The following is a 20,866-nucleotide window of genomic DNA, read 5'->3' as shown; positions in this document are numbered from 1 at the left end:
TCCGCGTCTCCGCACCCTTGCTAGCGCCCGGAGGGGGGATCGCAAATGACCGACATCCTGTTACGCGACGTGAGGGACGGCGTGGCCACGCTGACGCTGAACGATCCCGGGACGCTCAACGCGTTGTCGGATGCGATGCTGGCGGCGTTGCGGGCGGCCTTGGCCGAGATCGCCGAGACCGACGCGCGGGTCGTCATCCTCGCGGCCGAGGGGCGAGCGTTTTGTGCGGGGCATCACCTGCGCGAGATCCAGGCGATGCGGCAGGCGCCCGATGGCGGGGCGGCGGCCTTCGCGGATCTCTTCGATCGCTGCGCCGCCGTGATGGCCGCGATCCGCACCCTGCCGCAGCCGGTGATCGCCCGGGTCCACGGTCTGGCCACCGCCGCCGGGTGCCAGCTGGTCGCGACCTGCGACATGGCGGTCGCCTCGGACGATGCGCGCTTCGGGGTGAACGGCGTCGATATCGGCCTCTTCTGCTCGACGCCGATGGTGGCGCTGTCGCGCAACGTGGGCGCCAAGCGGGCGATGGAGATGCTGACGACGGGCGGCTTCCTCTCGGCCGCCGAGGCTGTGGATGCGGGGCTCGTGAACCGCGCCGTCCCTGCCGACCGGCTGGAGGTCGAGACGCAAGCGCTGGCCGAGACGGTGGCCTCGAAGCTCGGGCGGGCGGTGCGGATCGGCAAGGGGGCCTTCTACGCGCAGCTGGAACGCCCGGTCGACGCGGCCTACGCGCTGACGCGGGATGCGATGGTCGCCAATCTCGCCGAGCCGGACACGGCGGAAGGGATACAGGCGTTCCTCGAAAAGCGCGCGCCCCGCTGGACGCAGTGAGTCGCGTCCCCTAAGCGGGTCGGACACGCTGAAGGGGCTGAAGATGCGGATACTTATCACCAATGACGACGGGATCGGCGCGCCGGGGCTCGTGGTGCTGCAGGCCATCGCCGAGGCGGTCGCGGGCGAGGATGGCGAGGTCTGGACCGTCGCACCCGCCTTCGAGCAGTCGGGTGTCGGGCATTGCATCAATTACGTGAAGCCCTCGATGATGCAGAAGATCGCCGAGCGCCGCTTCGCGCTGGAGGGCAGCCCCGCCGATTGCGTCCTCGCCGGTCTGGGCGAGATCGTCGACGGCCCTGTCGACTTGGTGCTGTCGGGTGTGAACCGGGGCAACAACGCGGGCGAGAACACGGTCTATTCCGGCACCATCGGCGCCGCGATGGAGGCCGCGCTGCAGGGCGTGCCCGGCATCGCCCTGTCGCAATTCTACGGCCCCGACAACGTCGATCTGGACGACCCGTTCGAGGCGGCGGCCGCCCATGGCGCCGACGTCGTGCGGCGCCTGGTCGAGGAGGCGCCCTGGGGCGGCGAGACCTACAAGCTCTTCTACAACGTCAACTTTCCGCCCGTCCCCGGCGACCGCGTCGAGGGGATAGCCGCCGTGGCCCAGGGCTACCGCGGCGACGGGCGTATGGGCGTCTCGCCGCAGACCGCGCCCTCGGGCCGGCGTTACCTGTGGATCTCCGGCAGCGCGCAGGGCGAGGCGACGGCGGACGGCACCGACGTGAAGGCCAATATGGACGGCTGGGTCTCGGTCACGCCGATGCGCTGCGACCTGACGGACCAGGGCGCGCTGGGCGACCTGCGCGCCGTCTTCCCCGACTACGAGGGCTGAGCGGCGATGACGCCCGAGGACACCATGAAGCTTCTGGTGACCCTGCGTTCGCGCGGGGTGACCGATGCCCGGGTCCTCGAGGCGATGGAGACGACCGACCGGGCGGCCTTCGTGTCCGAGACCTTCCGGGTCCGCGCCTATGAGGACGTGCCGCTGCCGATCGCGTCGGGCCAGACGGTCAGCCAGCCCTCGATCGTGGGCCGCATGACGCAGGCGCTGGGCGTCCAGCCGCGCGACAAGGTGCTCGAGGTCGGGACGGGCACGGGCTACCAGGCGGCGATCCTCTCGAAGCTGGCGCGGCGGGTCTATACCGTCGAGCGTCACCGTGCGCTGACCCGGCTGGCGCGCGAGGTGCATGCGAAGCTCGGGCTAACCAATGTCACCCAGATCACCGGCGACGGCAGCCACGGCTTGCCCGAACAGGCGCCCTTCGACCGAATCCTCGTGACCGCCGCCGCCGAGGACCCGCCGGGCCCCCTGTTGGCACAATTGCGGATCGGGGGTAGCATGGTGGTGCCCGTGGGCGTATCGGACGCGATGCAGATGCTGATCAAGGTGACGCGATCGGACCACGGATACGATTACGACGAACTCGGGCCGGTGCGCTTCGTGCCGCTGGTCGAAGGGGTGGAACACGACTGAAGCGCGTGACGCCCAAGGGCAGGACGGAGGGACTGGGATGTCCGGGACAGGCAGGCGGACCCGCGTGGCGGGCCTTTTCATCGGTGCGGCGCTCCTGGCGGGCTGCTCGGAATTCGAATCCGGCGGGCTCGATTTCGACCTGCGCGGCGGCGACGGCAATCTCAACACCTCCGAGGCGATCCGGCAGGCGCCCGCCGACCGGCCCCGCGCGGATGCCAACGGCCTCATCACCTATCCGAATTACCAGGTCGCGGTCGCCCGGCGCGGCGACACCGTGTCGAGCGTGGCCCAGCGGATCGGCTTTCCCGCCGCCGAGCTGGCGCAGTTCAACGGGCTCGCCCCCGGCACCAGCCTGAACGCCGATGCCATCCTCGCGCTGCCGCGCCGCGTCGTGCCCGGCGCGGGCGGCGGCGGCCGGACCGACATCACCGCCATCGCCGGTGCGGCGATCGACCGGGCCGATGGCGGCGGCGCGCAGCCGATGGTGGTTCAGGGCGGCGAGGAGCCGGTGCGGCACCGCGTCGCACGCGGCGAGACGGCGTTCTCGATCGCGCGGCTTTACGGTGTGTCACCCAATGCGCTGGCCGAATGGAACGGCCTTGGCGGTGATCTGGCGGTGCGCGAGGGGCAGTTCCTGCTGATCCCGCTGGTGATCGGCGCCGACGGGTCGTCCGAGGTCGCGACCGCGCCGGGGCAGGGCACCGCGACGCCCGTGCCCCCGTCGGCCGCCTCGGCCCTGCCCGAGACGGTCGAGGCCGAAGTCCTGCCCGAGAGCCCCAATCTCGACCAGTTCCGCACCGAGGCCAGCGCCGATCCCGAGCCTGCGCCCGCGGCCCAGCCGGCCCGCACCGCCGAGGCCGAGCTGGCCCCGTCGAGCCTGCGCCGCCCGGTCGGCGGCGAGGTGCTACGCCCGTTCTCGGCGCGCAACGAGGGCATCGATTTCCGCGCCGCCGAAGGCAGTGCCGTGGGCGCCGCCGCCTCGGGGACGGTCGCCGCGATCACGCGCGACACCGACCAGGTGCCGATCCTCGTGCTGCGCCATGCCGACGGCTTGCTGACGGTCTATGCCAATATCAAGGACATCCGCGTCCAGAAGGGTTCCGAGGTCCGCGCCGGCCAGCGCATCGCCAGCGTCGGCGGCGGCGATCCATCCTTCCTGCATTTCGAGGTCCGGCGTGGCTTCGACGCGGTCGACCCGGCCCCGCTCCTGCGGTGACGCGCACGTCAGAGGGGCGGACGGCGTGCAAAATGCCGCGAGGGTGCTTTCAACTCACTGTCGTGATGCGTAAGTAGAGATCAGGGAATTTGGACGGGCGGCCCATGCGCCGCCCCTCACGGGAGACAGACAATGCTCAACAATATCGGCCTTCCGGGCCTTCTGCTCATCGCGGTCGTGGTGCTGGTGCTGTTCGGCCGCGGCAAGATCTCCAGCCTGATGGGCGAGGTCGGCAAGGGCATCACCGCCTTCAAGAAGGGTGTCGGCGACGGCTCCAAGGAGGACGAGACCGAGGATGGCGCGCTGGCCGACGGCACCGCCGCCCGCGACGTCACCCCTGAGGCCGAGACCGAGCGCGAAAAGGTCTGACGACCCGCCCGCGCCCCCGGGGGGCCTGATCCATGTTCGACATCGGCTGGAGCGAGCTTCTCGTCATCGGCATCGTGGCGCTGATCGTGGTCGGTCCCAAGGACCTGCCCAAGATGTTCCGCACGCTGGGAGAGTTCACGGGCAAGGCCCGGCGCATGGCGCGCGAGTTCCAGAGCGCGATGAACGAGGCCGCCGACGAGAGCGGCGTCAACGACATCGCGGGCGACCTGCGCAAGATCGCCAATCCCAAGAAATACGGGATCGACAAGATCAAGGAGGCGACCTCGGACCTGACGGCCTGGGCGCCGGACGAGGAGACGGGGCCGAATACCCGCGACCTCGCCGAGAAGCGCGCCGACGCGAAGGCCCGGATCGCCGAGAACGCGTCCCGCATGGCCGAGCAGCGCAAGGCCCGCGAAGCGGCCGAGGCGCAGGCGGATCTCGACGCGCTGAAGCCCGACCCCGCCGCTGCGCCCCCCGCCAAGCCCGCGCGCGCCAAGGCGGCGCCGAAGCCGAAGGCCGCCGCAAGAGCCAAGGCCGCACCGAAGCCAAAGGCCGCCGCGACGCCCGCCGCGGCCAAGGCTGCCGCGACGCCCGCCGCCAAGCCGAAAGCCGCGCCGAAGCCCCGCGTGGCCGCCAAACCGAAAACGGCCGCGAAGCCGAAGGCCGCGCCGAAGTCGCGCGCCAAGCCCAAGCCAGCCGCGGGGACGGACGCATGACCGACGCGACCGACACCCCCGACGAGATCGAGGACAGCTCCGCCCCCCTGATCGAGCATCTGGCCGAGCTGCGCACCCGCCTGATACGGTCGGTGATCGCCTTCCTCGTCGCGATGATTGCCTGCTTCATCGTGGCCGAGCCGATCCTCAACTTCCTTGCCCAGCCCATCGCGGACGTGCTGCGCGCCCGGGGCGAGAACCCGCAGCTGATCTTCACCGCCCCGCAGGAGAAGTTCTTCGTCCTGATCCGAATCTCGGTGATCTTCGGTATCGGCCTCGCGTTCCCGGTGATCGCGCACCAGCTTTGGCGGTTCGTCGCACCCGGTCTCTACAAGACCGAGAAGAATGCCTTCCTGCCGTTTATCTTCGCCTCGCCGCTCCTCTTCACGCTGGGCGCGGCCTTCGCGCATTACGTGGTCACGCCGCTGGCGATGAACTTCTTCATCGGCTTTTCGGACGCGATCCCGGCGCTGGTGAACATCATCTCGGGCGAGGGCGGGGCGGTCGTCGAGAACGAGGAGTTGCGGACCGTCTTCCTCGGCTCGGTGCGCGAATCCCTCGACCTGTCGCTCAAGTTCATCTTCGCCTTCGGCCTCTGCTTCCAGCTTCCCGTCCTGCTGACGCTGATGGGGATGGCGGGGCTCGTCTCGGCCGAGGGGCTGGGCAACATGCGCAAATACGCGGTCGTGGGCATCCTCGTGCTCGCCGCGCTCGTGACCCCGCCCGACGTCATCACGCAGGTGATCCTCTTTGTGGTTGTCTACGGCCTCTACGAGATCTCGATCCAGCTTGTGCGGATGGTCGAGGCGCGGCGCGACAAGCGGCTCCGCGCCGAAGGCATCCTGGACGAGGACGAGACCTCTTGAGCGACGATCTCGCGCGGATCGCCGACGCGCTCGACCGGCTGGCCCCGGCGCCCGCGCCCGCGCCCGATTTCGCGGCCGCGGCCTATGTCTGGGACACGGCACCGGACCGCCTCGTCCCGATCGCGCGCGTGAACCGCATCCCCCTCGACCTCCTCCTCGGGATCGACCGGGCGCGGGACACGCTTCTCGACAACACGCGGCGCTTCGCGGACGGCCTCCCGGCCAACAATGCGCTGCTCTGGGGCGCGCGGGGCATGGGAAAGTCCAGCCTTGTCAAGGCGGTGCATGGTGAACTCGAGGCGACCGGCCTCAAGCTTGTGGAGCTCCAGCGCGAAGATATTCACACTGTCGGGCGCCTGCTCGACCTGCTCCGGGATGCGCCGCACCGCTTCGTCCTCTATTGCGACGACCTCAGCTTCGGGCATGACGACGCGGCCTACAAATCCCTGAAGGCCGTGCTCGACGGGGGCGTGGCGGGGCGGCCCGAGAACGTGATCTTCTACGCCACCTCGAACCGGCGCCACCTCATGCCGCGCGACATGATCGAGAACGAGCGCGGCTCGGCCATCAACCCCTCCGAGGCGGTCGAGGAGAAGGTCTCGCTCAGCGACCGGTTCGGCCTCTGGCTGGGATTCCACGCCTGCGACCAAGACAACTACCTCGCCATCATCCGGGGCTATTGCGATGCCTACGGACTCGACGTGGCTGACGCGACGCTCCGTGCCGAGGCGATCGAGTGGCAGGCCACCCGCGGCAGCCGGTCGGGGCGCGTCGCATGGCAGTTCTTCACCGATCTGGCCGGTCGCCACGGTGTTCGCGTCTGACGCAATCGGACGCGCGCGCATCGAATCCACTTTTCACGGAAATGCGCGCGGCATAGGCTGCGCGGCGGAAAAGCCCCGAAAAAGGGGCCACCAACAGGGAGACTACCATGAAGAAACTGCTTCTCGCGTCCGTCGCGGCGATGGCCACCACGGCCGCGTTCGCCGACGCCCATTCGCCGGTCAAGATCGGCGTCGTTCTCGGCTTCACGGGACCGCTGGAATCGCTGGCGCCGACGATGGCCGCCGGGGCCGAAATGGCGATGTCCGAGGTCAGCGAAAGCGGTGCGCTGCTCGACGGCGTCACCGTCGAGCCCGTCCGCGCCGACTCGACCTGCATCGATGCCGCCGCCGCGACCTCCGCGACCGAGCGCCTGATCACCGGCGACGGCGTCGCGGGCATCATGGGCGCCGACTGCTCGGGCGTCACGGGCGCCATGCTGGCCAATGTCGCGGTGCCGAACGGCGTCGTGATGATCTCGCCCTCGGCCACCTCGCCGGGCCTCACCGATGCCGAGGACAACGGCCTCTTCTTCCGCACCGCGCCGTCGGACGCCCGCCAGGGTGAGATCGTAACCGCGATCCTGCAGGAGAACGGCGTCAACGAGATCGCGCTGACCTACACGAACAACGATTACGGCAAGGGTCTCGCCGACGCGATCCAGGCCAATTTCGAGGCCGCGGGCGGCACCGTGACCATTTCGGCCGCGCATGAGGACGGCAAGGCCGACTACTCAGCCGAAGTCGGCGCGCTCTCGGCTGCCGGTGGCGAGCTCCTGGTCGTCGCGGGTTATGTCGACCAGGGCGGCTCGGGCATCGTGCGCGCCGCGCTCGATTCCGGCGCCTTCGACCAGTTCTACTTCCCCGACGGCATGGTCAGCCAGGCGCTCGAGGACAATTTCGGCTCCGAGATCGACGGCTCCTACGGCGCGAACCCCGGCACCGACTCGCCGGGCGCGCAGCTCTATCAGGACATGGCCTCGGCCGCTGATTACGACGGCACGCAGCCCTTCTCGGCCGAAAGCTACGACGCGGCAGCCCTGATCATGCTGGCCATGCAGGCGGCGGGCTCGACCGATCCGGCGGCCTACAAGGATCACGTCATGGACGTGGCCAACGCCCCCGGCGAGCAGATCCTGCCCGGCGAGCTGGCCAAGGCGCTCCAGATCATCGCCGATGGCGGTGACGTCGACTATGTCGGTGCGAGCGCCGTCGAGCTGATCGGCCCCGGTGAATCGGCGGGCAACTACCGTCAGATCACCTTCACCGACGGCACGCTGGAAGTGGTCGGCTACCGCTGATCGCGACCTGACGGACAATGGACGGCCCCGGTTTTCCGGGGCCGTTCCGCTAGGGGGCGGGGCCGTTCCGTCGAGAGGGTATTCATGATCGAAGTCCACGATCTCCATCGGCATTTTGGCGGCTTCCGGGCCGTGGACGGCGCGTCGCTGTCCATCGAGCCGACTTCCATTACCGGGCTGATCGGGCCGAACGGTGCGGGGAAGACCACGCTCTTCAACGTGATCGCGGGTGTCCTGCCGCCGACCAGCGGGCGCGTCACGATGGCGGGCGAGGATATCACCGGGCTGCCGCCGCATGAGCTGTTCCACAAGGGGCTTCTGCGGACGTTCCAAATCGCCCACGAGTTCCATTCCATGACCTGCCGCGAGAACCTGATGATGGTGCCCGGCGGGCAGTCGGGCGAGACGCTCTGGAACACCTGGTTCGGCCGCCGTCGCATCGCCGACGAGGAGCGGGCGCTGGCCGCGAAGGCCGACGAGGTGCTGGAATTCCTGACGATCGAGCATCTGGCAGAGCAGCGCGCGGGCCAGGTCTCGGGCGGGCAGAAGAAGCTGCTGGAGCTTGGCCGGACCATGATGGTTGGCGCCAAGATCGTGTTCCTCGACGAGGTCGGGGCGGGTGTGAACCGGACGCTTCTGAACACCATCGGCGACGCGATCCTGCGGCTCAACACCGAACGGGGCTATACCTTCGTCGTCATCGAGCACGACATGGATTTCATCGGCAAGATCAGCGACCACGTCATCTGCATGGCCGAGGGTCACGTGCTGGCCGAAGGCTCGCTGGCCGAGATCAAGGCCAACGAGCAGGTGATCGAGGCCTATCTGGGCACCGGCCTGAAGAATAAGGACCAGCTGGCGGAGGCGCCGGCATGACCGACAATCCCTATGCCGACGCGCGGGGCAACAAGGACCGCTCGATCACACGGCCCCCCGGCGGCACGCTCAGCGCCGGCACCGCCGAGGGCGCGCGACCCGAGACGACCAACGCCTTTCTCGTCGGCGACAGCATGACCGGCGGCTACGGGCAGGGGCCCGACATCCTGCATGATTGCACCATCGCGGTCGATCCGGGCGAGATCGCGGTCATCGTCGGCCCCAACGGCGCGGGCAAGTCGACGGGCATGAAGGCGGTCTTCGGAATGCTGAACCTGCGACAGGGCAGCGTGCGGCTGGACGGCGAGGACATCACCGAGCTCAGCCCGCAGGACCGGGTCGCCAAGGGCATGGGCTTCGTGCCGCAGACGTCGAACATCTTCACCTCGCTCACCGTCGAGGAGAACCTCGAGATGGGCGCGTTCATCCGGCGCGACGATTTCCGGGACACGATGGCGCAGGTCTACGACCTGTTCCCGATCCTCAAGGACAAGCGCCTCCAGCCCGCGGGCGAGCTGTCGGGTGGCCAACGCCAACAGGTCGCCGTCGGCCGTGCGCTGATGACGAAGCCGAAGGTCCTGATGCTGGACGAGCCGACAGCCGGCGTGTCGCCCATCGTGATGGACGAACTCTTCGACCGCATCATCGAGGTCTCGCGCACCGGCATCCCGATCCTGATGGTCGAACAGAACGCCCGGCAGGCGCTGGAGATCGCGGATCGCGGATATGTGCTGGTTCAAGGGCGCAACGCGCATACCGGCACCGGCAAGGAGCTTCTGGCGGATGACGAAGTCCGCCGAAGCTTCCTGGGGGGTTGAGGATGAGCCCTGTCGCCCTAGCCCTGACCGCCGCGCTGGCCCCCATGACGGCGGCCGCCGACGGGCTTCAGCGCATCGCCTGCACCTTCACGGTCGAATGCCTCGACACCGACGCCTGCACCGAGACGGAATACGAGATGGCGATGACCTACATGCCCGACCCATCGGGCAAGACCTTCGTAGAGGCGAACCCGACCATGACGCCGCCCGACCCCTTCACGGTCGAGGTCTCGGACGTGAGCGGAGATTTCCTCGCCGCGCCGATCACCGGCGGCGTCTTCGGTGCCCCGATGCAGGGTTTCGTCGCCTTCAACACCGAGGACACGCAGCGGCTCCTGACGATCGCCGACGGATTGGGGCGCTATTCCGTCCACATGCGCGAGGAGGGCCTCGCGCTTTACTACGAAGGCCCCTGCGAGGAGATCGGCTGATGGAACCTCTCAACGCCCTCGTGACCTTCGCCAACTTCGTCCTCGTGCCCGCGACCGCCTATGGCGCGCAGCTGGCGCTGGGGGCGCTTGGCGTGACGCTGATCTACGGGATCCTGCGGTTCTCGAACTTCGCCCATGGCGACACGATGGCCTTCGGGACGACCATCGTGATCCTGACGACCTGGGGCTTCCAGACGCTGGGGATCTCGTTCGGGCCGCTGCCCACGGCACTCCTCGCCTTGCCGGTGGGGATCGCGGCCACGGCGCTTCTGCTGCTCGGGACGGACAAGGCGGTCTACAAGTTCTACCGATCCAAGAAGGCGGTGCCGGTGACATTCGTGATCGCCTCGCTGGGCGTGATGTTCATCATGAACGGGCTGGTGCGCTTCATCATCGGCGCCGACGACCAGCGCTTCGCCGATGGCGAGCGGTTCCTCGTGACCGCGCGCGGCTTCCGCGAGGCGACGGGCCTCGACGAGGGGCTGGCCATCCGCTCGACGCAGGCGATCACGGTCGTCGTCGCGGTGATCGTCGTGCTCGTGCTCTTCTGGTTTCTTAACAAGACCCGCACCGGCAAGTCGATGCGCGCCTATTCCGACAACGAGGACCTGGCGCTTCTGTCCGGCATCAACCCCGAGCGGGTGGTGATGTACACATGGCTGATGGTGGCCGCACTGGCGACAATCGCGGGCACGCTCTACGGGCTCGACAAGTCGTTCAAGCCGTTCACCTACTTCCAGCTTCTGCTGCCGATCTTCGCGGCGGCCATCGTCGGGGGCCTCGGCTCGCCCCTCGGGGCCATCGCGGGCGGGTTCGTGATCGCCTTCGCCGAGGTCACGATCACCTATCCCCTCAAGAAGGTGCTGGGCTACGCGCTCCCCGAGAGCCTCGAGCCGGACGGCCTCGTCCAGCTCCTCTCGACCGACTACAAGTTCGCGGTCAGCTTCGTGATCCTGATCGTCGTCCTCCTGTTCCGCCCGACGGGCCTCTTCGCGGGGAAAGCGGTATGACCGGCTCGATGAACACGCGCAGGCTCCTGCTCTTCGCGCTGGTGCTCCTGCTCTTCGTGGGCACGGGGTTCGTGCAGTCGTGGAACGTGGCCCTGACGATCTTCAACATGGGGCTGGTCAGCGCGATCATGGCGCTCGGGGTCAACATGCAATGGGGCTATGCGGGCCTCTTCAACGTCGGCGTCATGGGCTTCGTGGCGCTGGGCGGCCTTGGCGCCGTGCTGGTGTCGATGCCGCCCAATGCCGAAGCGTTCGGCGCAGGCGGCTTTCGCGTCATTGGGGCGCTTTTGCTGGGGGCGGCGACGGTCGTTGCGGCGATCCTCGCGTGGCAGCGGGTGGGGCGGTATCGCGGGCTGGTCGTCGCGGCGATCCTGCTGGTGGGCTTCTTCGTCTACCGCGCGGTGCTCGACCCCGGCGTGGCCGCGGTCGAGGCGGTGAACCCGGCCAATGCGGGCAATATCGGGGGGCTCGGCCTGCCGGTGATCCTGGCCTGGCCGGTCGGCGGACTGCTTGCGGCGGGGGCCGCATGGCTGGTGGGCAAGACGGCGCTGGGGCTGCGGTCGGATTACCTCGCGATCGCGACGCTCGGCATCGCCGAGATCATCATCGCGATCATGAAGAACGAGGACTGGATGGCGCGGGGCGTGAAGAACGTCATCGGCCTGCCGCGCCCCGTCCCCTACGAGATCGACCTCCAGAACGACCCGTCCTTCGTCGAGCGCGTCACCGATCTGGGCCTCGACCCGGTGACCGGTTCCACCATCGCCGTGAAGCTGGCCTATGCGGGGCTTTTCATCGTTGTACTGGGCATCCTGATCTGGCTCGCGCAGGCGGCGCTCGCCTCGCCCTGGGGCCGGATGATGCGGGCGATTCGCGACAACGAGACGGCGGCCGAGGCGATGGGCAAGGACGTGACCGCGCGGCATCTGCAGATCTTCATCCTCGGCTCGGCGGTCTGCGGGCTGGCGGGGGCGATGATGACGACGCTCGACGGCCAGCTCACGCCCGGCACCTACCAGCCGCTGCGCTATACGTTCCTGATCTGGGTAATGGTGATCGTCGGCGGGTCGGGCAACAACTGGGGCGCGGTCCTGGGCGGGTTCCTGATCTGGTGGCTCTGGGTTCAAGTCGAGCCGCTGGGCGCCCTCCTGATGCAGGGGATCACGGCCGGTATGGCGGACGGCACATGGCTGAAAGGTCACCTGCTCGACGCGGTGGCGCATATGCGTCTGCTGACGATGGGGCTGATCCTGCTGCTCGTCCTGCGCTTCTCGCCGCGCGGCCTTCTGCCGGAGCGCTAGGCCCGGACCCGCTCGAAACCCGGATCGTAAGGCGACGGCGCGATCACGCGGGCGGCCACGGGCGCGCCGATCACGTCCACGGTCAGCGCCGTGCCGATCTCGGCCCGGTCCGGGTCGACGAACGCATAGGCGAGATTCAGGCCCGTCCGGTGGCCCCAATCGCCCGAGGTGACGGTGCCGATGATGCGCCCGGCGGCGCGCACCGACGCGCCGGGATGGGCCGGGGCGTGGTCGCAATCTACTGCGAGCGTCACGAGGCGCTTGCGCGGCCCCTCCGCCATCCGCGCCCGCAGGGCGTCGCGTCCGACGAACGCCCCCTTGTCCATGCGTACGAACCGGTCGAGGCCTGTCTCGAACGGATCGAACTCCGTCAGGATGTCCGCCTTCCAGTGCAGGAAGCCCTTCTCCATCCGCATCGAGTCAACGGCGCGCGCGCCGAAGAGCTTCAGGTCATGCGCGTGCCCGGCCACTCGGAGGGCGGCATAGGCGGCGGCGAGGCTCTCGTTCGGAACGTGGATCTCGTAGGCGAGCTCGCCCGAGAAGCTGACGGCGAGCACCGTAGCGGGCGCGATGCCGATATGCGCCTCGCGCGCCGAGAGCCACGGAAAGGCCGCCGCCGACCAGTCGCCGCGCGCCGCCGCCGACAGCACCGCGCGCGCCTTCGGGCCCGCCAGCACGAGGATCGTCTGCGCGTTGGTCAATGACCGGATCGCGACGTCCTCGCCGGGGCGCAGATGGCCGCGGAGCCAATCCATGTCGTGATATTCCGAAGCCGCCGCCGAGCCGTACCAAACGCGCGCCGGTCCGCGGTCCGAGGCGGGCAGGTTGGCCAGCGTCGCCTCGGCCTTCAGCATCCCGTGGTCATTCAGAAGGTAACCCAGCCCCACGCGGCCCGGCCGCGTCGGCACGCGCCCGCAGACCATCCGGTCGAGGAACGGGCCAACACCCGCGCCCGTCAGTTCGAACCGGTTGAAGCCCGACACTTCGGTCAGACCCACACCCGCGGCCACGGCCCGCACTTCGGTTGCGACCACGTCGCGGACCTCGTTGAACGCATAGCCCAGCGTCTCGGTAAAACCGGGATCGGGCTTGATGTAATCGACCCGCTCCCAGCCGTTCACGGTCGCAAAGGCCGCGCCCTCGGCGGCCAGCGTGGCGGTCAGGGGCGTCGTCTTCATCGGGCGCCCGGCGGGGCGATGCTCGTGGGGAAAGTGGAATCGGAACTCGTTCTGGTAATCCTCGACCGCCTTCAGGGCGGTCAGCTCGACCGTCGCGTGGCCCGTGAAGCGGCGGGGGTCGATGACCCATGTGTCGTATTCGGCTTCGCCATGAACGATCATCTGGGCCAGCATCCGGCCGTGCCCGCCGCCTTCGCCCAAGCCCGCGCGCAGGCCGATGATGCAGAAGGCGTTGGGCGTGCCGGGGATCGGACCGACCAGAGGCGCCCCGTCGATCGTGTAGGTGATGGGGCCATTCACGACCTCGCGGATGCCCGTCTCCATCAGCGCCGGCATCCGGGCGAATGCGCCCTCCAGCACGTCCGTCACGCGGTCCAGATCGTCCGGGCAGAGCGCATTGGTGAAGTTCGGGTCGATCCCGTCCATCCCCCAGGTCCGGCAGTCCTGCTCGTAGAAGCCGATCAGCAACCCACCCTTCTCCTGCCGGGAATAGAAGTCGCTGATAGGACAGCGCAGGAGGGGGATGCGGCGGTCGGAGGCGAGGATCTCGGGGATGTCCTCGGTCAGGAAATACTGATGCTCCATCGAGGCGACAGGGTGGGTTACGCCCATCATCGCGCCGATCTCGTTGCAGCGGTAGCCGCCCGCGTTCACGACGATCTCGCAGCGCACGTCGCCCCTTTCGGTGTGCACCGTCCAGCCGTCATCGCCATGCTGTGTGAGCCCGGTCACGGGCGTGTGGCGGTTGACCTCGGCCCCGGCCAGCCGCGCCCGCCGGGCCAGCGCCTGGCAGAGCTGCGCGGGGTCGATATGCCCATCCGTGGGGTCCCAGAGCCCGCCCAGCAGGTTCTCTGTCGAGATCAGGGGATGGCGCCGTGCGCATTCCTCGGCGTCCAGCACCTCGAATTCGACACCCATCCCGGCGGCCATCGAGGCGAAATGCCGATAGCCGTCCATCTGCGCCTGCGTGTTCGCCAGCCGGATGCCGCCATCCCCGTGATTGTAGCCCACCGGATAGTCGGGATCGTCCCGCAACTCCTTGTAGAGCGCGATGGAATGAGACTTCAGCCCGACCATCGTCTGGGTCATCCCGAAATTGGTGACCTGCGCGGCGGAATGCCAAGTCGTGCCCGAGGTCAGCTCGTCCCGCTCGATCAGCATGACGTCGCCCCAGCCCTCGCGCGTCAGGTGGTAGAGCGTGGCGCATCCCGCGATGCCGCCCCCGATGACAACGACCCGTGCCTGATCCCGCATGTCCCGATCCCTCGACCTGTGCCGGGGTTCAGAGGGCGCCGGTTCGACTGATCGGGCAAGGACGAAGGATAGGTCCAGGGCGGTCGCGGCGTAGGGCCAGTTACTCGGCGGCCGTCTGTTCCGCGGCCGCGGCGGCCTCGATCTCGGCGGCCTTCTTCTCGACCTGCTCGACGATGTGCTCGACCATCTGCTCGTTCGAGAGCTTGTGGCTCTGCTTGCCGGCCAGGTACACCATGCCCGCACCGTTGCCGCCGCCGGTGAAGCCCACATCGGTCATCAGCGCCTCGCCGGGGCCGTTGACGACGCAGCCGATGATGCTGAGCGACATCGGTGTCTTGATGTGCTCCAGCCGCTTTTCCAGCGTCTCGACCGTCTTGATGACGTCGAAGCCCTGCCGCGCGCAGGACGGGCAGGAGATGACATTGACGCCCCGGTGGCGCAGGCCCAGCGACTTCAGGATCTCGTAGCCGACCTTAACCTCCTCGACGGGATCGGCCGAGAGCGAGACGCGGATCGTGTCGCCGATCCCCATCCAGAGAAGATTGCCGAGGCCGATGGCCGACTTGATCGTCCCGCTGGTCAATCCGCCAGCCTCGGTGATCCCGAGATGGATCGGCGCGTCGGTCTGTTCGGCCAGACCTTGGTAGGCGGCGGCGGCCATGAACACGTCGGACGCCTTGCAGCTGATCTTGTACTCGCGGAAATCATTGTCCTCGAGGATGCGGATATGGTCGAGCCCGCTCTCGATCATCGCGTCGGGGCAGGGCTCGCCATACTTGTCGAGAAGGTGCTTCTCGAGCGAGCCCGCGTTGACCCCGATCCGGATCGAGCAGCCGTGATCCTTGGCGGCGCGGATCACCTCGGCCACCCGCTCGGGCGAGCCTATATTGCCCGGATTGATTCGAAGGCAGGCGGCCCCTGCCTCGGCAGCCTCGATGCCGCGCCGGTAGTGGAAATGGATATCCGCGACGATCGGGACGGGGCTTTCGGCCACGATCTCGCGCAAAGCCTTCGACGACGCCTCGTCGGGCACGGAGACGCGGACAATGTCGGCGCCCGCATCGGCGGCGGCCTGGACCTGGGCCACGGTCGCGGCCACGTCGGTCGTCAGCGTGTTGGTCATGGTCTGGACGGTAATCGGGGCGTCGCCGCCCACGGGTACGTTGCCCACCATGATCTGCCGCGAGGGGCGGCGGTCGATCTGGCGCCAGGGGCGGATGGAGTGCAGCGACATGGGAGCAGGCCTCGTCCGGTAGTGCTTGGACGACAGCTAGGACCGGTCGGGCGGGGGCGCAACCGCCCCGCGCGTCATTCGGTGGGCGCGGGCTCGGATCCAGGCAGGACGGGCGCGGCTTCCAGCTCGGCCACGACGCGGGCCAGATCGCCATCCTGCTCCATGTCGGCCAAGGCGTAATCCTGCGAGACGAGGGCCGCGGAAACCTCGCGCGTCACGACCTGCGGGCCGGGGGCGAGGGGGCCGTAGGTCTGGCCCGCGACCGACAGGTAGACGGCGCCGGAATTGCCCGTGCGCAGCGAGGCGGGCGCCTCGCCGGCGGGGATCTCGTAAGTCTCGCCGGGGGCCAGCACCTTCTCGAAGAGCGTGTCGCCCTCGGCCGAGCGGACCCGGACCCAAGCCTCGCGCGCGGCCACGAGGACCACGGCGTCGGGCGCATCGGCCAGCACGCGCGGCGTGGCAGGCAGATCGTCGCCCAGCGCGTCCTCGAGGACGGCATCGACGGCCGAAGCGATCTGCGTGCCGTCGGCCAGCGCGGCGTCCGGTCCGGCGAGGCCCGCAGGCTCGGCCGAGGCCAGCGCGCCGACGGTGCCGGGCGTGATGGTGGAAATGGGTGCGTCGCGCGCCGTCAGGATCGGCGCGTCGAGCGCCTGCGGGCGATAGAGGCGGGCCAGCGCGTCCTGCGCGGGCGCCTCGATACCGGCGCCGTCGGGCGCGGCGAGTTGCGGGGCGGACGGGACCAGCGGGTCGAGCTCGGCCACCAGTTCGGGCGCCTGTTCGACGGGTGCGACCTGCACGCGCTGGATTTCCTGCACGACCGTCCAGCCGCCATAGCCGATGCCGCCGATCAGGAGCGCGAGTACGGCAAGGCTGCCCAGCGCGCCGGGCTCGAAGCCCGCGAAGACCGGCGTGGCCTTGTTGGCGAAGGGATTGCCCGAACCCATCAGCGGATCAACGGGACGCTGCGGCTTGCGCTTGGCCTTGATGGCGAAGCCGGGGCCGGGGGCGGCAAGGTCGGGCCCGAGCGCGGTGCGCCGCGAGACCTCGGATTCCATCGGCTTGAGGGTCGTCGCACCGCCGAAGCCCGACTCCTCGCAGAACCGCGCGAAGACGATCTCCGGGTCCATCTCGAGGTAGCGGGCGTAGGAGCGGACATATCCGGCCACGAAGGACAGGCTGTCGAAGGCCGACAGGTCCGTGTTCTCGATGGCGGCGATGTAGCTGGCCTTGATCCGAAGCTCGCGCTGCACGTCCATCAGGGATTTGCCGAGCGTTGCGCGTTCGCCGCGCATCTCGTCCCCGAGCTTGAGATCGAAGCTGTCGTAACCCCGCGCGGGGTTCTCGACACGTGAAAGGAATTTCGACTTCCGGCCGAACATGGGCCTGCCCCGCGATCTGTGGACGCGCCTCTGCGTGCGCGTTTCCGTCCCGAATTATGAGGCGTCGACTCCCGACCGACGCCCTACTGCCGCCACTAGCGTAGCAGCATCCGGGCCGCAATGCACGGGTCTTGTCAGGCGGAGGCTTGCGCGCGATTCAGCGCACAATGGGACCACAGGTCGTCCATCCCGCGCACCAGCGCCTCGATCATGGGCATCGTATGAACCGGCGAGGGGGTGAACCGCAGCCGTTCGGTGCCGCGCGGCACGGTCGGGAAGTTGATCGGCTGCACGTAGATCCCGTGGTCCGACAGCAGGCGATCCGAGAGCATCTTGCACTTCACGGGGTCGCCGACATGGACGGGCACGATATGGCTGCCATGATCGATGATCGGCAGCCCGAGGCCACGCAGCCGCAGCTTGAGCACCGCGGCCCGCTCCTGGTGCAGGTCGCGCCGGGCCTGGTCGCGCTTGAGATGCGAGACCGAGGCCGCGGCAGCAGCGGCAACAGCGGGCGGCAGCGAGGTCGTGAAGATGAAGCCGGGCGCGTAGGATCGGACAGCGTCGCACATCCGCGCGCTGGCCGCGATATAGCCGCCCATCACGCCATAGGCCTTGGCCATCGTGCCGTTGATGATGTCGATGCGATGCATCAGCCGGTCGCGTTCGGCCACGCCCGCGCCGCGGGGGCCGTACATGCCGACGGCGTGCACCTCGTCGATATAGGTCAGCGCGCCGAATTCCTCGGCCAGGTCGCACAGCGCCTCGATCGGCCCGAAATCGCCATCCATCGAATAGATCGACTCGAAGGCGATCAGCTTCGGGGCGTCGCGATCATCCGCCTCCAGAAGCTCGCGCAGGTGGTCGACATCGTTGTGCCGGAAGACGCGCTTGGCGCTGCCGTTGCGGCGGACGCCTTCGATCATCGAGGCGTGGTTGAGCGCGTCGGAATAGATGATGAGGCCGGGAAACAGCTTCGGCAGCGTGCTCAACGTGGCGTCGTTGGCGATATAGGCAGACGTGAAGAGGAGCGCCGCTTCCTTGCCATGCAAGTCGGCCAGCTCGGCCTCCAGCGCCTTGTGATAGACCGTGGTGCCCGAGATGTTGCGCGTCCCGCCCGACCCGGCGCCGGTGGCGTCGATCGCCTCGTGCATCGCCTCGAGGACGACGGGGTGCTGGCCCATCCCGAGATAATCGTTGCCGCACCAGACGGTGATGTCCTGCTCGGACCCGTCCGGACGCGTCCAGACGGCGCGCGGAAACTGGCCGCGCCGACGCTCGATATCGATGAAGGTCCTGTAACGTCCCTCGTCATGCAGCGCTGCAAGCGCCCGGTCCAGACCGGCCCCGTAATCAACCATAACACACACATCCCCATGCCGTCCGGCCGGTCTAGCGCGGCTTAACCCCTGAATCCAGTGTGGAACGCGAAACGGTTCGTTCTGTCGCAGGATCGGGCCGAGTGACGCAGCGTCACCATGTGCGGACCGATCTGTCGGCTCCGGCGAAAGCCTTACGACGACACGACCCCCGGAATTCACCGGGGGCCGTGATCGGGTCGCGCGCGGGGGCGGGGGAGAGACCTGTCTGGGGCGCGGCCCGGTCGGGGGTCACTCGCCTTCGAGGCTTTCGGCCTGGATGCGGGCGAAGATCTCGGCGCCATAGGCCGGGGTGCCGGAGACGCCGGCCTGGCCGTAGAGCCCGCGGAGTGCGTTCACGTTGTCGGCCTGGGCGTTGAAGATCGCGTAGGCGCGGTCGCTGGAGGCGGAGCGGGTCGAGACGAAGGTGTTCGAGACGCCGCCGCGGAGCGCGATGCGGTTGTCCTGGGTGTCGTGGGACTGGTTGAAATGGGCGATGGCGGCGGCGGTGCCGGATCCGACCTGCGCGGTGGCGGGGGCGGCGAAGGCGGCGGCGGCGACGAGGGCGGAGGCGATGAGGGTTTTCATGTGTTCTGTCCTTGGTGTGGGCCCGTGGTTGTGTTCGGCCCGGTTGCGATGCGGCGGGGCGGTGCGTGCCCTGCTGATGGGATGAAGATGCGCGTGCCGGGCCGCTGCCGCAATGCACGGACGCGTGAGATCAGCGCGAACTGAGTGCGTCCACGCACAGCACCCGCACCCCCGCCGCACCGGCCTCACGCGCCCGCGACGGGCGCTGACGCGGGCGTGACGACATGCGGAGATTTCGACACAAAGCCGGCCTGGCTCGCAGCGAGATCGCCCGGTCCCCGGTTTTCGACGCGGATGCCGGGACGGCCCCAACCGGCGTCACGAATCCGGTGCGACGAGCCCCAGACCCCGGAGGTAGATGCCGATCCCGGCTTCGAGCAGGTCCTCGGGCGGGAAGGGGGCGTTGCCGCCGGGATTGCCGCGCGCGAAGAGTTCGACCACGCCGTGCGACATCGCCCAGACATGGGACGAGAACATCGACGCGGGCGGACGGCGGTCGGCGGGGATATGTTCGGACAGCGCCTCGGCGGCCTTTTCCAGCACCCCGCGTGAGCGGGTCACCGCGCGCGCCAGTTCGGGCGTGGCGTTGCGGCTGAGCCCGCTTTCGAACATCGCCATGTAATGCCCCGGATAGCGGCGCGCGAAGGCCAGGTAGGCCCGGCCCGTCGCCTCGAAGGCCGAAAGGGCCGAAGGCTGGCCCGTCTCGTAGGCGTATTCCATCAGGTCGCCGAAGATCGCATGGCCCTGCAGGGCGCATTCGATGATCAGTTCCTCACGGCCCTCGAAATGTCGGTACACGGCTGCCGGGGTGACCCCCGCAGACTTCGCCGCCTCGGAAAGCGTGAAACCGGTCGGCCCCTTTTCCTCGATCAGCGTCAGCGCCGCGTCGACCAGGGCCTGGCGCAGGTTGCCATGGTGGTAGCCGCGTTTAGGCACCGTTCAGCCAAAGCTCCGGGCCGCCCGCGATCCCCTTGTCGATCTTCACCGCGGCGTCGTCGCGTCCCTCGTAGGGGATGCGCGTCAGGATCGAGCGGATCGCGTTCAGTCGCGCGCGCCGCTTGTCGTCCGAGCGCACGATCGTCCAGGGTGCGATTTTCGTATGGGTCCGGTCGAAGGTCTCCGAGATCGCCTGCGTATAGGCGTCCCAGCGCGACAGGCCCTTCACGTCGATCATGCTCAGCTTCCATTGCTTCAGGGGATCGTCTTCGCGGGCTAGAAAGCGGCGCAGCTGTTCGGCCTGTCCGACATTGAGCCAGAGCTTCACCAGCGTGACGCCGTCCTCGACCAGCATCTCCTCCAGGCGGGGGGTCTGGGCGAAGAAGCGTTCGCGCTGTTCGGGCGTGCAGAAGCCGAAGACATGCTCGACCACCGCGCGGTTGTACCAGGAGCGGTCAAAGAGAACCATTTCGCCCGTCGTCGGCAGGTGCTTGATGTAGCGCTCGAAATACCACTCGCCCATCTCCCGCTCGCTGGGCTTCGACAGCGCGACGGTGCGCACGACGCGCGGGTTCAGGTTCTCGCGCACACGCTTGATGGTGCCGCCCTTGCCGGCGGCGTCGCGGCCCTCGAAGACGACGACCACGCGCGCCCCGGTGTCACGGATCCAGGACTGGCAGCGCACCAGCTCGATCTGGAGCGCGGCCATCGCGTCGTCGTAGTCGCCGCGCGACATTCGTTTGTCGTAGGGATAGCCGTCGACCAGGATGTCCTTCTTCCCGGCATCCTCGATCAGCGCGCGCACCTTTTCGGGCGCCTCGTCCTCGTAGAATTTGGTGATGGCGGCGTCGAAGGGTTTGGGCATGGCGCGTCCTCTCTGGCCCACTGCATCTAGGCGAT

General features: G+C 68.5%; 21 protein-coding genes. 14 read left to right on the top strand and 7 right to left on the bottom strand.

Going from position 1 to position 20,866, the window contains the following annotated elements:
• Positions 1–45: 45 nt before the first annotated feature.
• The 14 genes from Q0833_RS09715 (at position 46) to Q0833_RS09650 (ending at position 12,039) form a co-directional block, all read left to right on the top strand.
• The gene (locus Q0833_RS09715; RefSeq protein WP_298433296.1) at positions 46–831 is read left to right on the top strand and encodes an enoyl-CoA hydratase; all 786 of its coding nucleotides are present in this window, start codon (positions 46–48) and stop codon (positions 829–831) included.
• A 43-nt stretch (positions 832–874) separates the two neighbouring features.
• A complete protein-coding gene (gene surE / locus Q0833_RS09710; RefSeq protein WP_298433294.1) occupies positions 875–1,669 on the top strand; it encodes a 5'/3'-nucleotidase SurE in 795 nt (264 codons plus the stop codon).
• A 6-nt stretch (positions 1,670–1,675) separates the two neighbouring features.
• Complete coding sequence (locus Q0833_RS09705; RefSeq protein ID WP_298433291.1) at positions 1,676–2,311, top strand: protein-L-isoaspartate(D-aspartate) O-methyltransferase; 636 nt, start codon at positions 1,676–1,678, stop codon at positions 2,309–2,311.
• Between the two features lie 64 nt (positions 2,312–2,375).
• The gene (locus Q0833_RS09700) at positions 2,376–3,527 is read left to right on the top strand and encodes a peptidoglycan DD-metalloendopeptidase family protein (RefSeq protein ID WP_298433289.1); all 1,152 of its coding nucleotides are present in this window, start codon (positions 2,376–2,378) and stop codon (positions 3,525–3,527) included.
• A 132-nt stretch (positions 3,528–3,659) separates the two neighbouring features.
• Positions 3,660–3,896 carry a twin-arginine translocase TatA/TatE family subunit gene (locus Q0833_RS09695; protein ID WP_298433286.1) on the top strand — a complete coding sequence of 79 codons (237 nt, stop codon included), beginning with the start codon at positions 3,660–3,662 and terminating at the stop codon, positions 3,894–3,896.
• A 32-nt stretch (positions 3,897–3,928) separates the two neighbouring features.
• Positions 3,929–4,615 carry a Sec-independent protein translocase protein TatB gene (tatB, locus tag Q0833_RS09690; RefSeq protein ID WP_298433283.1) on the top strand — a complete coding sequence of 229 codons (687 nt, stop codon included), beginning with the start codon at positions 3,929–3,931 and terminating at the stop codon, positions 4,613–4,615.
• The gene (gene tatC / locus Q0833_RS09685; protein ID WP_298433280.1) at positions 4,612–5,481 is read left to right on the top strand and encodes a twin-arginine translocase subunit TatC; all 870 of its coding nucleotides are present in this window, start codon (positions 4,612–4,614) and stop codon (positions 5,479–5,481) included. The genes tatB and tatC overlap by 4 nt, the downstream gene beginning before the upstream one ends.
• Entirely contained in the window at positions 5,478–6,305 is an 828-nt protein-coding gene (locus Q0833_RS09680) for an ATP-binding protein (protein ID WP_298433277.1), read from the top strand. Before tatC ends, Q0833_RS09680 begins: the two co-directional genes overlap by 4 nt.
• Positions 6,306–6,412: 107 nt before the next feature.
• Positions 6,413–7,603: an ABC transporter substrate-binding protein gene (locus Q0833_RS09675; RefSeq protein ID WP_298433274.1), complete on the top strand. Its 1,191-nt coding sequence runs from the start codon at positions 6,413–6,415 to the stop codon at positions 7,601–7,603.
• Positions 7,604–7,687: 84 nt separating this feature from the next.
• A complete protein-coding gene (locus tag Q0833_RS09670) occupies positions 7,688–8,479 on the top strand; it encodes an ABC transporter ATP-binding protein (protein WP_298433271.1) in 792 nt (263 codons plus the stop codon).
• A complete protein-coding gene (locus Q0833_RS09665; RefSeq protein ID WP_298433268.1) occupies positions 8,476–9,297 on the top strand; it encodes an ABC transporter ATP-binding protein in 822 nt (273 codons plus the stop codon). The genes Q0833_RS09670 and Q0833_RS09665 overlap by 4 nt, the downstream gene beginning before the upstream one ends.
• A gap of 2 nt (positions 9,298–9,299) precedes the next feature.
• Entirely contained in the window at positions 9,300–9,728 is a 429-nt protein-coding gene (locus tag Q0833_RS09660) for a hypothetical protein (RefSeq protein ID WP_298433266.1), read from the top strand.
• The gene (locus Q0833_RS09655) at positions 9,728–10,738 is read left to right on the top strand and encodes a branched-chain amino acid ABC transporter permease (RefSeq protein WP_298433263.1); all 1,011 of its coding nucleotides are present in this window, start codon (positions 9,728–9,730) and stop codon (positions 10,736–10,738) included. Before Q0833_RS09660 ends, Q0833_RS09655 begins: the two co-directional genes overlap by 1 nt.
• An 8-nt stretch (positions 10,739–10,746) precedes the next feature.
• Positions 10,747–12,039, top strand: coding sequence for a branched-chain amino acid ABC transporter permease (locus Q0833_RS09650; protein WP_298435079.1), 1,293 nt, complete (start codon positions 10,747–10,749; stop codon positions 12,037–12,039).
• Here Q0833_RS09650 and Q0833_RS09645 read toward each other — a convergent pair.
• From Q0833_RS09645 to ppk2, 7 genes are all read right to left on the bottom strand, one after another.
• The gene (locus tag Q0833_RS09645; protein WP_298433260.1) at positions 12,036–14,471 is read right to left on the bottom strand and encodes an FAD-dependent oxidoreductase; all 2,436 of its coding nucleotides are present in this window, start codon (positions 14,469–14,471) and stop codon (positions 12,036–12,038) included. The two genes, Q0833_RS09650 and Q0833_RS09645, sit on opposite strands and share 4 nt — an antisense overlap.
• 100 nt (positions 14,472–14,571) lie before the next feature.
• On the bottom strand, positions 14,572–15,705 hold the full coding sequence (gene ispG / locus Q0833_RS09640; protein WP_298433257.1) for a flavodoxin-dependent (E)-4-hydroxy-3-methylbut-2-enyl-diphosphate synthase: 1,134 nt from the start codon (positions 15,703–15,705) through the stop codon (positions 14,572–14,574).
• A gap of 74 nt (positions 15,706–15,779) precedes the next feature.
• Positions 15,780–17,084 carry a helix-turn-helix domain-containing protein gene (locus Q0833_RS09635; RefSeq protein ID WP_298433253.1) on the bottom strand — a complete coding sequence of 435 codons (1,305 nt, stop codon included), beginning with the start codon at positions 17,082–17,084 and terminating at the stop codon, positions 15,780–15,782.
• A gap of 134 nt (positions 17,085–17,218) precedes the next feature.
• A complete protein-coding gene (gene hemA / locus Q0833_RS09630) occupies positions 17,219–18,445 on the bottom strand; it encodes a 5-aminolevulinate synthase (RefSeq protein ID WP_298433249.1) in 1,227 nt (408 codons plus the stop codon).
• Between the two features lie 249 nt (positions 18,446–18,694).
• Positions 18,695–19,030: a hypothetical protein gene (locus tag Q0833_RS09625; RefSeq protein ID WP_298433246.1), complete on the bottom strand. Its 336-nt coding sequence runs from the start codon at positions 19,028–19,030 to the stop codon at positions 18,695–18,697.
• A gap of 318 nt (positions 19,031–19,348) precedes the next feature.
• The gene (locus tag Q0833_RS09620; protein WP_298433243.1) at positions 19,349–19,966 is read right to left on the bottom strand and encodes a TetR/AcrR family transcriptional regulator; all 618 of its coding nucleotides are present in this window, start codon (positions 19,964–19,966) and stop codon (positions 19,349–19,351) included.
• Positions 19,959–20,831 carry a polyphosphate kinase 2 gene (gene ppk2, locus Q0833_RS09615; RefSeq protein ID WP_298433240.1) on the bottom strand — a complete coding sequence of 291 codons (873 nt, stop codon included), beginning with the start codon at positions 20,829–20,831 and terminating at the stop codon, positions 19,959–19,961. The genes Q0833_RS09620 and ppk2 overlap by 8 nt, the downstream gene beginning before the upstream one ends.
• Positions 20,832–20,866: the final 35 nt, after the last annotated feature.

This window comes from uncultured Jannaschia sp. (genome assembly GCF_947503795.1).
In the GTDB taxonomy this organism is placed as follows: domain Bacteria; phylum Pseudomonadota; class Alphaproteobacteria; order Rhodobacterales; family Rhodobacteraceae; genus Jannaschia.
The sequence above is the reverse complement of the archived record's forward strand: the minus strand, read 5'-3'. Positions and strand labels throughout refer to the sequence as shown.

Bases quoted from the DNA above. Each gene is read 5' to 3' on its own strand.
- Q0833_RS09715 (WP_298433296.1), top strand. From the start codon at position 46: ATGACCGACATCCTGTTACGCGACGTGAGGGACGGCGTGGCCACGCTG.
- surE (WP_298433294.1), top strand. From the start codon at position 875: ATGCGGATACTTATCACCAATGACGACGGGATCGGCGCGCCGGGGCTC.
- Q0833_RS09705 (WP_298433291.1), top strand. From the start codon at position 1,676: ATGACGCCCGAGGACACCATGAAGCTTCTGGTGACCCTGCGTTCGCGC.
- Q0833_RS09695 (WP_298433286.1), top strand. From the start codon at position 3,660: ATGCTCAACAATATCGGCCTTCCGGGCCTTCTGCTCATCGCGGTCGTG.
- tatB (WP_298433283.1), top strand. From the start codon at position 3,929: ATGTTCGACATCGGCTGGAGCGAGCTTCTCGTCATCGGCATCGTGGCG.
- tatC (WP_298433280.1), top strand. From the start codon at position 4,612: ATGACCGACGCGACCGACACCCCCGACGAGATCGAGGACAGCTCCGCC.
- Q0833_RS09675 (WP_298433274.1), top strand. From the start codon at position 6,413: ATGAAGAAACTGCTTCTCGCGTCCGTCGCGGCGATGGCCACCACGGCC.
- Q0833_RS09670 (WP_298433271.1), top strand. From the start codon at position 7,688: ATGATCGAAGTCCACGATCTCCATCGGCATTTTGGCGGCTTCCGGGCC.
- Q0833_RS09665 (WP_298433268.1), top strand. From the start codon at position 8,476: ATGACCGACAATCCCTATGCCGACGCGCGGGGCAACAAGGACCGCTCG.
- Q0833_RS09660 (WP_298433266.1), top strand. From the start codon at position 9,300: ATGAGCCCTGTCGCCCTAGCCCTGACCGCCGCGCTGGCCCCCATGACG.
- Q0833_RS09655 (WP_298433263.1), top strand. From the start codon at position 9,728: ATGGAACCTCTCAACGCCCTCGTGACCTTCGCCAACTTCGTCCTCGTG.
- Q0833_RS09650 (WP_298435079.1), top strand. From the start codon at position 10,747: ATGAACACGCGCAGGCTCCTGCTCTTCGCGCTGGTGCTCCTGCTCTTC.
- Q0833_RS09645 (WP_298433260.1), bottom strand. From the start codon at position 14,471: ATGCGGGATCAGGCACGGGTCGTTGTCATCGGGGGCGGCATCGCGGGA.
- ispG (WP_298433257.1), bottom strand. From the start codon at position 15,705: ATGTCGCTGCACTCCATCCGCCCCTGGCGCCAGATCGACCGCCGCCCC.
- Q0833_RS09635 (WP_298433253.1), bottom strand. From the start codon at position 17,084: ATGTTCGGCCGGAAGTCGAAATTCCTTTCACGTGTCGAGAACCCCGCG.
- hemA (WP_298433249.1), bottom strand. From the start codon at position 18,445: ATGGTTGATTACGGGGCCGGTCTGGACCGGGCGCTTGCAGCGCTGCAT.
- Q0833_RS09625 (WP_298433246.1), bottom strand. From the start codon at position 19,030: ATGAAAACCCTCATCGCCTCCGCCCTCGTCGCCGCCGCCGCCTTCGCC.
- ppk2 (WP_298433240.1), bottom strand. From the start codon at position 20,831: ATGCCCAAACCCTTCGACGCCGCCATCACCAAATTCTACGAGGACGAG.